This window comes from Pseudoalteromonas sp. (assembly GCF_041629635.1).
Taxonomy (GTDB): Bacteria; Pseudomonadota; Gammaproteobacteria; order Enterobacterales; family Alteromonadaceae; genus Pseudoalteromonas.
Genome location: NZ_JBFKMX010000120.1, coordinates 1 through 10,993, shown reverse-complemented (window position 1 = coordinate 10,993; position 10,993 = coordinate 1). Strand labels below are relative to the sequence as shown.

At 40.6% G+C, this 10,993-nt stretch carries 9 protein-coding genes; 4 read left to right on the top strand and 5 right to left on the bottom strand.

Annotation, left to right across the window (positions count from 1 at the left end):
* Positions 1–338 precede the first annotated feature (338 nt).
* Both yegQ and ABYD77_RS14785 read left to right on the top strand, forming a co-directional pair.
* Positions 339–1,706 carry a tRNA 5-hydroxyuridine modification protein YegQ gene (gene yegQ / locus ABYD77_RS14790; RefSeq protein WP_372770891.1) on the top strand — a complete coding sequence of 456 codons (1,368 nt, stop codon included), beginning with the start codon at positions 339–341 and terminating at the stop codon, positions 1,704–1,706.
* A 4-nt stretch (positions 1,707–1,710) separates the two neighbouring features.
* Positions 1,711–1,959 (top strand): YfhL family 4Fe-4S dicluster ferredoxin, encoded by a 249-nt coding sequence (locus ABYD77_RS14785; RefSeq protein ID WP_372770890.1) that lies wholly within the window; start codon positions 1,711–1,713, stop codon positions 1,957–1,959.
* A gap of 73 nt (positions 1,960–2,032) precedes the next feature.
* Here the strand turns inward: ABYD77_RS14785 and ABYD77_RS14780 are convergent, their stop codons facing one another.
* Together ABYD77_RS14780 and acs are read right to left on the bottom strand one after the other, a co-directional pair.
* Complete coding sequence (locus ABYD77_RS14780) at positions 2,033–2,683, bottom strand: response regulator transcription factor (RefSeq protein ID WP_372770889.1); 651 nt, start codon at positions 2,681–2,683, stop codon at positions 2,033–2,035.
* An 80-nt stretch (positions 2,684–2,763) separates the two neighbouring features.
* Positions 2,764–4,704: an acetate--CoA ligase gene (gene acs, locus ABYD77_RS14775; protein WP_372770888.1), complete on the bottom strand. Its 1,941-nt coding sequence runs from the start codon at positions 4,702–4,704 to the stop codon at positions 2,764–2,766.
* 416 nt (positions 4,705–5,120) lie between these two features.
* Between acs and ABYD77_RS14770 the strand changes: the two genes are divergently transcribed.
* Positions 5,121–6,278, top strand: coding sequence for a DcaP family trimeric outer membrane transporter (locus tag ABYD77_RS14770; protein ID WP_372770887.1), 1,158 nt, complete (start codon positions 5,121–5,123; stop codon positions 6,276–6,278).
* 78 nt (positions 6,279–6,356) lie between these two features.
* Here ABYD77_RS14770 and ABYD77_RS14765 read toward each other — a convergent pair whose 3' ends face one another.
* The 3 genes from ABYD77_RS14765 to ABYD77_RS14755 all read right to left on the bottom strand — a co-directional run bounded on the left by ABYD77_RS14765 (position 6,357) and on the right by ABYD77_RS14755 (position 9,503).
* The gene (locus tag ABYD77_RS14765) at positions 6,357–7,730 is read right to left on the bottom strand and encodes a DUF3943 domain-containing protein (RefSeq protein WP_372770886.1); all 1,374 of its coding nucleotides are present in this window, start codon (positions 7,728–7,730) and stop codon (positions 6,357–6,359) included.
* Positions 7,731–7,896: 166 nt separating this feature from the next.
* Positions 7,897–8,946, bottom strand: a complete 1,050-nt coding sequence (gene recA, locus ABYD77_RS14760; protein ID WP_372770885.1) for a recombinase RecA — start codon at positions 8,944–8,946, stop codon at positions 7,897–7,899.
* Between the two features lie 65 nt (positions 8,947–9,011).
* Positions 9,012–9,503 carry a CinA family protein gene (locus ABYD77_RS14755; protein ID WP_372770884.1) on the bottom strand — a complete coding sequence of 164 codons (492 nt, stop codon included), beginning with the start codon at positions 9,501–9,503 and terminating at the stop codon, positions 9,012–9,014.
* Positions 9,504–9,538: 35 nt separating this feature from the next.
* Between ABYD77_RS14755 and mutS the strand changes: the two genes are divergently transcribed.
* The coding region (gene mutS / locus ABYD77_RS14750) for a DNA mismatch repair protein MutS (protein WP_372770883.1) at positions 9,539–10,993 on the top strand (1,455 nt) is incomplete at its 3' end.

The window sequence follows — 10,993 nt, the reverse complement described above, 5'->3', positions numbered from 1 at the left end:
GTGGTTTTTAGCAACTGCATCAGGTTTTACGATAGAAAAAGTACGCTCTAAAGCCATCTTTTATGCTCCATAAATAATTAATGATTTTAACGGCCGCGAATTATACGCATATTTATGTGAAAATCCTATTAAAACCGAAAATATTCTGATTAATTTTTCATCAAAATAGAAATTTTCCAGTTAATATTCTTTATTTTTCACGTTTTGATGATGCTATTGCAAGTCACTTTGAAAAGTTGATCTACATCAACACCTGTTTGTTAGCACTAAGATAAAATTGCGCGCTTTTTTAATCATGCAACTGGCCAGAACCCAGTTCGATGTATGAGGATATCCAAATGAACAAACCTTTTGTGCCTGAATTATTATCGCCAGCAGGCAGCCTTAAAAATATGCGTTATGCCTTTGCGTATGGTTCTGATGCAGTCTACGCAGGCCAACCACGTTACAGTTTGCGCGTGCGTAATAACGAGTTCGACCTTGATAATTTAGCGCTCGGCATTAATGAAGCACACGATTTAGGTAAAAAATTGTATGTGGTATCAAATATTGCGCCACACAACGCCAAGGTAAATACCTACCTACGAGATATTGAACCGGTTATTGAAATGGGCCCTGATGCCTTGATTATGTCTGACCCTGGTTTAATCATGTTGGTACGCGAAAAGTGGCCAGATATGCCGATTCACCTTTCTGTTCAAGCTAATGCGGTAAACTATGCAACGGTTAAATTCTGGGCGCAGCAAGGAATTGAACGCGTTATTTTATCTCGCGAATTATCACTAGAAGAAATTGGTCAAATTCGTGAGTTATGTCCTGAAACCGAATTAGAAGTGTTTGTTCACGGTGCATTATGCATGGCGTACTCTGGCCGCTGTTTGCTCTCTGGCTACATTAATAAACGCGACCCAAATCAAGGCACCTGCACCAATGCATGTCGTTGGGAATACGATGTAAAACCGGGCAAGGAAACCGAAACAGGTGATGTAGTTCATAAAATTGATCCTAGTTCAGTGATTCCAACATTAGGTGAAGGCGCGCCAACAAACGAAGTATTTATGCTGGAAGAACAAGGTCGACCAGGTGAATATATGCCTGCATTTGAAGATGAGCATGGCACATACATAATGAACTCAAAAGATTTGCGTGCGGTACAGTACGTTGATCAACTTACTAAAATGGGCGTTCATAGCTTAAAAATAGAAGGGCGTACTAAGTCGTTCTACTACGTTGCACGAACTGCACAGGTTTATCGTAAAGCCATTGATGATGCTGTAGCAGGCAAACCGTTTGATCCAAACTTAATGCGTACCCTAGAAAACCTTGCACACCGCGGTTATACCGAAGGTTTCTTAAAACGCCATGTGCATCAAGAATATCAAAACTATGAATACGGCCACTCAGTATCTGACAAGCAGCAGTTTGTTGGTGAAGTACTCGGTCGTCACAACAATGGTTTGGTTGAAATTGATGTGAAAAATAAGTTTTGTACAGGCCATTCAATGGAACTTATGACACCACAAGGCAATATCCAGTTTACTTTAGACCATATGGAAAGTAAGAAAGGTGAACGCATTGATGATGCAAAAGGTTCTGGTCATATTGTAAAAATTCCATTGCCGGAAGATATTGACCTTGATAAAGCGATTTTATTACGTAATTTAGATTCAGACCAAGATACGCGTAACCCTTTTAAAAAGGCGTAACATCATGGCGTTGATGATAAATTCGAAATGTATCAATTGCGATATGTGCGACCCAGAATGCCCGAATCAGGCTATTTACATGGGTGATAAAATTTATCAAATTGATCCAAATAAATGCACTGAGTGTGTTGGTCACTATGACCAACCAACCTGTGTAAGTGTGTGCCCTATTGACTGCATCAAAAAAGACCCAGAACACAATGAAACACTGGATGAGTTAGCAGATAAATTTATTCGCTTAACCTCAAGCTAAAACAAGTCAGTTATATTTATAAACACAATAAAAAAACCGAGCTAATCTGCTCGGTTTTTTATTTGTAAATGGTTTAATTGGATTCAACAGGCTCTAATTGCAGCTTGCTAGCAATTAATACCGCTTGTGTACGGTTATAAACGCCAAGCTTTCTAAAAATTGCGGTGATATGTGCCTTGACCGTGGCTTCTGAAATGTTTAGTTCGTAAGCGATTTGCTTATTGAGTAAACCTTCATGTAAATAACTTAAAACTTTATATTGCTGTGGTGTAAGTGATGCAACTTGCTGTGCAAGCTCAGCGTCTTGTTCAATCACTTCTCCAACTTTATCTGCCATTGATGTTGGTAACCAGGTTTCACCATCTAAAATTTCTTCAATGGCTTCAGCAATTTCTGCTGATGAGGATGATTTAGGAATAAAACCAAGTGCACCATAACTCATCACTTTCGAAACCACTTGAATATCTTCAGTACCCGAAATAACGGCAATAGGTAAATCGGGGTAATCTTCACGAATGCGAATTAAACCGTACAAATCGCCACTGCCTGGCATATGTAGGTCTAATAATAGTAAATCGAGCTCTTGTTGTTGTTCTAGTACATTGAGCGTTGTATCAAAATTTTCTGATTCAAAGATTTCTAAATCAGCGAAACTGCCATTTAAAGCCCCTTTTAACGCTTCTCGAAATAAAGGGTGATCATCCGCTATCAAAAACTTGCTCATATATAACTCCTAATAAAAAGGCTGTTATCACTGATAACAGCCTTCATGTTACTGCGAGTTTAGTCGATTCTCAAACCTAATTAACGGTTTAAGCGGTTTTCGATTAACTCCTCAACAACACTCGGATCTGCTAACGTTGATGTATCACCTAACTGTTGGTATTCATTTGCAGCGATCTTACGTAAAATACGACGCATAATCTTACCAGAGCGTGTTTTTGGTAAACCTGGAGACCATTGGATCATATCTGGTGTTGCAATTGGGCTTAGCTCTTTACGTACCCAATTACGCACTTCTTTGGTCAACTCATCACTTACTGCCACACCATCATTCGGTGTGATGTATACGTAAATACCTTGACCTTTTATATCGTGTGGGAAACCCACAACAGCAGCTTCAGCAACAGCTTCATGGGCTACTAGTGCACTTTCGATTTCCGCTGTACCTAAACGGTGACCAGATACATTTAATACGTCATCAACACGTCCTGTGATCCAGTAGTAACCATCTTCATCACGGCGACAACCGTCACCTGTGAAATACACACCTGGATAGGCTGAAAAATACGTTTGTTCAAAACGTTCATGGTCACCATAAACAGTGCGCGCTTGAGAGGGCCAGCTATCAAGAATAACCAGATTGCCGTCCGTTGCACCTTGCTGTGTTTCACCTTCAGCGTCAAATAACGCAGGTAAAATGCCAAAAAATGGACGCGTTGCAGAACCTGGCTTTAAGTCTGTTGCACCTGGTAATGGCGTAATCATCATACCACCTGTTTCAGTCTGCCACCATGTATCGACAATTGGACACTTGCTATTACCAATATTTTCGTAATACCAAGCCCATGCTTCAGGGTTAATTGGCTCACCTACTGACCCTAAGATACGAAGTGACTCACGTCTAGAAGATGCGGTTGGCTCATCACCTTTTGCCATCAATGCACGGATTGCTGTAGGTGCGGTATAAAGAATAGTTACATTATGCTTATCAACCACCTCACCCATGCGACCTGATGATGGATAGGTTGGTACACCTTCAAAAATAACCTGAGTACAGCCATTCGCAAGCGGACCATAAGCAATATAACTGTGACCCGTGATCCAACCCACATCAGCACTACACCAGTAAATATCGTCATCTTGCAAGTCAAAAACGTATTGATGCGTAAGTGAAGTATAAACTAAGTAACCTGCAGAGCTATGAACTACGCCTTTTGGTTGACCGGTAGAGCCAGATGTATAAAGAATAAAGAGTGGATCTTCTGCGTCCATCACTTCAGGTTCACAAGTCGTAGTTTGATCAGCAACTAAGTCATGCCACCAAACATCAACATCATTCCACGTAACATCACCAGCTGTTAGCCGATGAACAATAACAGCTTCTACTGAATCAACACCAGCTTGCGTTAATGCTTCATCCACATTCGCCTTAAGTGGCACCGCATTGCCACCTCGGCGACCATGATCCGACGTGATTACCACTTTAGCGCCTGAATCTTTAATACGGTCTGCAATAGCTGAAGGTGAGAAACCACCAAAAACCACTGAGTGAACAGCACCAATACGCGCACATGCCTGCATCGCGTAAATCGCTTGTGGTGTCATTGGCATATAAATCGCCACGCGGTCGCCTTTTTTAACACCCAGTTTTTTTAAACCATTTGCTAACTTACAGACTTCATCATGCAGTTGTTGATAAGTAATATTTTCAGATTGCTCAGGGTTATCACCTTCCCAAATTAAAGCAACTTTGTCTGCTTTATCTTTAAGGTGTCGGTCAATACAGTTGTAAGATACATTAAGTTGGCCATCTTCGTACCAGCGAATATTAACGTGTCCTTTGTCAAACGATGTGTTTTTTACTTTAGTAAATGGCTTAATCCAATCAAGACGCTTACCTTGTTCACCCCAAAAGGCTTCTGGGTCATCAATCGACCATTGATATAATTCGTTATATTTTGCTTCGTCGATTAACGCAGCTTCTTTCACTGAAGCTGGCACTGGATAGATTTCTTGTGACATGTGTGTCCCCTTTTAACTTTGCTGCTAGTTACTTAAATGCACCCTAGACCTTACCCTCAAGCATTACTCAGCTAATCAGCATAAAGAATTAGACCTTAGTAGTATCTCAATATGAATATTAGTAATAGGTATTCAAGCTCATCTTTATTTACAACTGAATATATGACAAATATTCAAATATTCTTTAGTATCTAAACAGTTATACTTTAATTTTAACAATTTAAAGTGACACCTTAATAAATAACAACTTAATCACATAAAATTTACAATAAAAATCAATCTCCTCGATAGGTTTTATCTAATTCACACCAGAACTATACAAGCTGACTATACCTTAGTCGTATAGACCAATGGGTAATTGAGCAAAATCTGAACATAGCCAAAAGTGAAGATGTTAACTTAATCGGGATACAGTAATGAAAAACAATAATCTAACAATAACAACGCTTAGCGTCTTAGCAGTTTTGGTTGGCACCTCAGCCCAAGCTGGGGTACTTGAATCAACTGACGTAAAATATGGCGGTTACATAAAGCTTGATGCTATGTGGAGTGACTGGTCAGCGGGTACAGTTGGTGGAACCAGTATAGGCCGTGATTTTTATGTACCAAGCACTACACCTGTAGGTTCTGATGCTAACACAGATCCTGTGTTTGATATGCATGCGCGTCAATCACGTTTTAACTTTGCGACATCGACTAAATTAGACAACAGCAAGTCGATAAATACTAAAATTGAGCTCGATTTTATCGCTTCACCTGGTGGAAATGAGCGTGTAACAAACTCTTATGCACCACGTATTCGTCAAGCTTTTGTTACTTACAATGGTTTCTTATTTGGCCAAGCTTGGTCCAACTTTCAAAATGTCAGTGCTCTTCCTGAAACGCTTGATTTTGTCGGCCCTGCGGAGGGTACTGTTTTCGTTCGACAAGCAATGGTCAAATATACCTCTGGTGGTTTCTCTGTGTCTGCTGAAAACCCTGAGAGCACCATTACAACTACCGGTGGCGTGCGCAATGAAACCGACGACTCTAGCTTGCCAGACATTACAGCTCGCTATACTTTTAAGGGCGATTGGGGTCACTTCACTATTGCCGGTCTTGCAAGACAGCTCACCTATAAAGCCGGTGGTGCTGATGCATCAACATCGTCTTTTGGTGTGAGTGCCTCTGGTCGTATGGACTTTGGTAAGAATAACTTAAAGTATATGGTTACCACAGGCAAAGGATTAGGCCGATATGTCGGTCTAAACGTCGCACATGGTGCAGTGTTAAATGGTAACGATCTTGATGCAATCGATTCAATTTCAGGCTTTATTGGTTACCAACATCACTGGAGTGACAAGCTTCGTTCTACTTTCCTAGCTTCTTATTTCAGTGCAGATAATAATCAAGATTTAATTCACATCACAAAAGATCCAACAAAAACTTCAATGAGTTATAGTGCTAACTTATTATATTCACCAGAGAAAAAGATGACGTTTGGTGTTGAGTATAAAGTGGGTGAACGCGAAACTGAAAGTGGTGCTGATGGCGATATCAACCGCCTACAGCTTTCTGCTAAGTATGTTTTTTAAAGCATACTTGCAAACCAGTTAACTTAGATTGCTTCCTAAGTTGTTGTCAGTAATAAGCGACCAATTGGTCGCTTATTTTTATCTTTGCCCCTCACCAAAAAAGTAAATCAGTGATAAGTTATATGCATCATCGTGGTTGCTGTATTTACTATTAAAATATCGTTTAGCATCTAATTGAAAGGCAAAATTATTATTTATTTTGTAGTGCAAACCAACTCCCGCATTAAGTGCAAAAGTACTTGCGCCTTGCTCACCTTTATTTTTAGCATAAAGCATTTCTCCAGCACCAGCGCTAATAAATGGCCGCCAATTGCTATCACTGTTAAAATAATAGTTTGCACCCACATTAAATTGCTCAAACATTTCATTAACTTGACTATTTTTACGGGTCAATTTACCTTTCAAATAATCAAGCTTCATGGAAAACTTCGGTGAATAATATAACCCTAAGTTCCAACCATCCGCTGTTCCTTGCTCTAGGCCCCAATGAGTACCAGGGGTCAACTGACCATAGTTTAATCCTATGCCGATCACACCAATATCAACAGAGTCTTTAATACTAATGTAATTTTTTTGATAGGTAGGTGCTTGATACGCTTTACCTGAACCAAGTTGATAATTGACACTCAGTTGAACCTGATCTTCAAACTCGCCATTAGGCAGTGGCATTTTTGCAAAGTTCAGCCCACCGGTACCCGCTTTGACGACCTCTGTTCCAAACAGATTGTTGATGCCTTGACCTGCAGCATCTATTGGGTCTAGGAGAAACAATGAAATTTCCCCTAACGTTTTTGAACCCCATACTTCGCCATTGGTACTACGAATTTCCATTTCAGTCTGATAAGCCCACTCTCCATACGCCCACCCTAACACTGGGGTAATCACTAAGTCTTGCATTGATGGTACTTCTGCAAACGCTTCAATACCATATTCCCAATAAAAGGTACTCATTGAAAAAGAATAAAGAAATGAATCCCATTGACGATAGCCTGACTTGCGTGCCACTTGATAATATACACCACCAAAATAGGGATGCCCCAGCCAGTTCAACCACCATACATCACGATCCCATGTGGGTCCTTCTTTAACGTTCTCAGTCCACTTAGAAAATACGCCATTTTCTTTATCCCATTTTGAGATATCTTCTGGCAGCATAAGAATAAAACCGGCAACACCAAAACCGTATGCCATTACGGACTTGGTTTGAGACCATAAACGTTCGTTATCTTGACCATGCTCTGCAGCAAATAAATTTACTTGGTAAGGTGATTGATAAAAATCTTCCGGTACTTGGTGTAAGTTCCAATCTCTATTGCTTGGCAAATTGTAGCTTGGCACTTCAATCGCTTTAACAACATCATTTGATGTAGTAGTGTTAATTAGGGTTAGCTCTTCCTGTTGAGCAAGTAAAGGCTGAGTCAGCGCGCTGGAAATAAGCGCTAACTTCATCATTCTAGTAAGCAATTTCATTGACAATAAGTGCGTCCGTTCTTGAGTAAGCTACAAAAAACGCCATTTTAGCTACTTTTAGCTAGCATGACACTTAAAGTGAGCAAAAAATTGTAAACATAAACGCAAAAAAGGCCACATTAGTGACCTTTATAAAATAGCGATGTCGTTATAGTTCTACGTCATCTTCCGCTAAGCTTTTTGCTTCACCTTCTTCAGGTTGAATTGTTGCTTGAAGTAATAACATTTCACGAAGCTTTTGCTCAATCTCATTGGCAATCTCAACATTTTCTTTTAAGAACTTAATTGAGTTAGCTTTACCTTGACCTATCTTGCTGCCTTTGTAGCTAAACCATGCACCCGCTTTATCAACTAGGTTATGTTTAACACCTAAATCAATTAGCTCTCCTTCTTTTGAGATACCTTGACCGTACATGATAATAAATTCAGCTTGCTTAAATGGCGGTGCAACTTTGTTTTTAACGACCTTAACGCGAGTTTCGTTACCAACAACTTCATCACCTTCTTTTACTGAACCCGTACGACGGATATCAATTCGAACTGAAGAGTAGAATTTAAGTGCATTACCACCCGTTGTAGTTTCTGGGTTACCAAACATTACACCAATCTTCATACGAATTTGGTTAATGAAAATACAAAGCGTGTTTGAACGCTTGATGTTACCCGTTAACTTACGCAGTGCTTGCGACATTAAACGCGCTTGCAAACCAACATGGGTATCACCCATATCGCCTTCAATTTCCGCTTTTGGAGTTAATGCAGCAACAGAGTCAACAATCACCACATCTACCGCACCAGAACGTACTAACATATCGCAGATTTCTAATGCTTGTTCACCTGTATCAGGTTGAGAAACTAAAAGCTCGTCAACATTTACACCTAATTTTTCAGCATAAACTGGGTCTAGGGCATGTTCCGCATCAACGAAAGCACAGGTTTTACCTTCTTTTTGAGCTGATGCAATTACTTGTAATGTTAACGTTGTTTTACCTGATGATTCTGGACCATAAATTTCAACAATTCGGCCTGTTGGTAAACCGCCAATGCCTAATGCGATATCAATACCTAGCGAACCAGTTGAAATAGCTTCAATATCAAGTGCTTGGCTATCGCCTAGCTTCATAATTGAGCCTTTACCAAATTGGCGTTCAATTTGTGATAGCGCAGCTGTTAGGGCCTTTTGTTTATTATCGTCCATTTGACTCTCCAAATCTCTGTTACGCAGCAAAGTATACTGTATAGATTACCAGTATCAAGTGTTTTTTATGAGTTTATTAACTTAACTGCTTTTTCTAATGAATATTCAATAACTTGCAATCTAACCTCAGCACGATCACCGGCAAATAAACAGTGATTAACTGATAGTTTATCCAGTACTTTTATCGCAATCCATACAGTACCAACAGGTTTTTCAACACTGCCACCACCTGGACCTGCGATGCCAGAAACAGCAATTCCCACATCAGCATTAGCAGCTTGCATTGCACCAACCACCATTTGTTCTACGGTTTCTTTGCTTACCGCGCCAAATTGTTCAAGTACATCAGTGTTTACACCTAGTAACTCATGCTTTGCCTCATTGCTATAGGTAACAAAACAGCGATCAACATATGCAGAACTACCTGCGGTATCGGTCAATGCATAGCTAATGCCACCACCAGTACATGATTCAGCAGTAGTGATCCAAAGCTTTTTATTGGTTAAACTAGCACCCAACTTTGCCGCTAGCTCAGAAATATGAGCGGGTAATATCATTTTTTTACCTTTTACATAACAACTATTAGTCAATTATGCCGTTAGATTTATATTCAGACCATACTATCAGCCAACAAACGCCAATGATGCAGCAATATTTAAAAATTAAGGCTGAGCATCGAGATATTCTCGTTTTCTATCGCATGGGCGACTTTTACGAACTGTTTTTTGATGATGCCAAACGCGCTGCCGAATTACTTGATATTTCGCAAACTCATCGCGGCAAAGCTGGCGGTGATCCTATCCCTATGGCGGGCGTGCCTTATCACGCAGTTGAGAACTACCTAGCACGCCTAGTACAAATGGGCGAATCAGTTGCGATATGCGAACAAGTCGGCGATCCTGCCACCAGCAAAGGGCCTGTTGAGCGCAAAGTGGTGCGAATTATCACACCAGGCACCATTTCTGACGAAGCCTTATTAAAAGAGCGTCAAGACAATCTACTATGCGCTATTTCGCACAACGACAAAGGCGCCTATGGTATTGCTTATTTAGATATTAACTCTGGACGTTTTCGTATTTTAGAAGTTGATAATGACGAAGCGCTGACATCGAGCTTGCAGCGTATTTCACCTGCTGAATTGTTATATCCTGAAACGCTCGGAAATACCCGTATCATTGAGCAATATAATGGTCTGCGCCGTCGCCCTGTTTGGGAATTCGATTTAGACAGCGCGAAGACCGCATTAAATAAACAGTTTGGCACTAAAGATTTAGTTGGTTTTGGCGTTGAAAACGCAGCACTTGCTCTGCAAGCTGCGGGCTGCTTAATGCAATACGTTAAAGATACTCAGCGCACGACATTACCGCACCTAAATGCGATTGGCCTTGAGCAAAATGAGCAAAATGTCATTCTTGATGCTGCAACCCGTAAAAATTTAGAGCTTACTGTTAATCTATCGGGCGGTTTTGATAACACTCTTGCGCAAGTGCTTGATAAAACAGCGACTCCAATGGGCTCTCGTTTACTAAAACGTCGCCTGCATAGCCCAATTCGCGATCAACAAGAGTTAAACAATCGCCTTGATGCACTGGGTGAAATCCACGACTTAGCTATTAACCACGAACTACACGACACACTTAAACAAGTTGGCGATTTGGAGCGCATTATTGCGCGCTTAGCGCTGCGCTCAGCAAGACCTCGTGATTTGTCGCGTTTGCGTTTGGCACTACAAACACTGCATCCAATTCATGACTTAATCAATGATGCGAGCAGCACGCGCCTAACACAAATTAAGCAAGCCACTCCAATTTTATCTGAGTTACAAGACTTGCTTGAGCAAGCTATTATCGACAATCCACCGGTATTGATTCGCGATGGTGGTGTGATTGCCCCCGGCTACAATCACGAGCTTGATCAATGGCGTAATTTAAGCAAAGGCGCCACTGATATTCTCGAGCAGATGGAAATTCGTGAACGAGAGCGCACTGGCATTGCCACCTTAAAAATTAGCTATAACAAGGTACATGGTTATTACATCGAAGTAAGT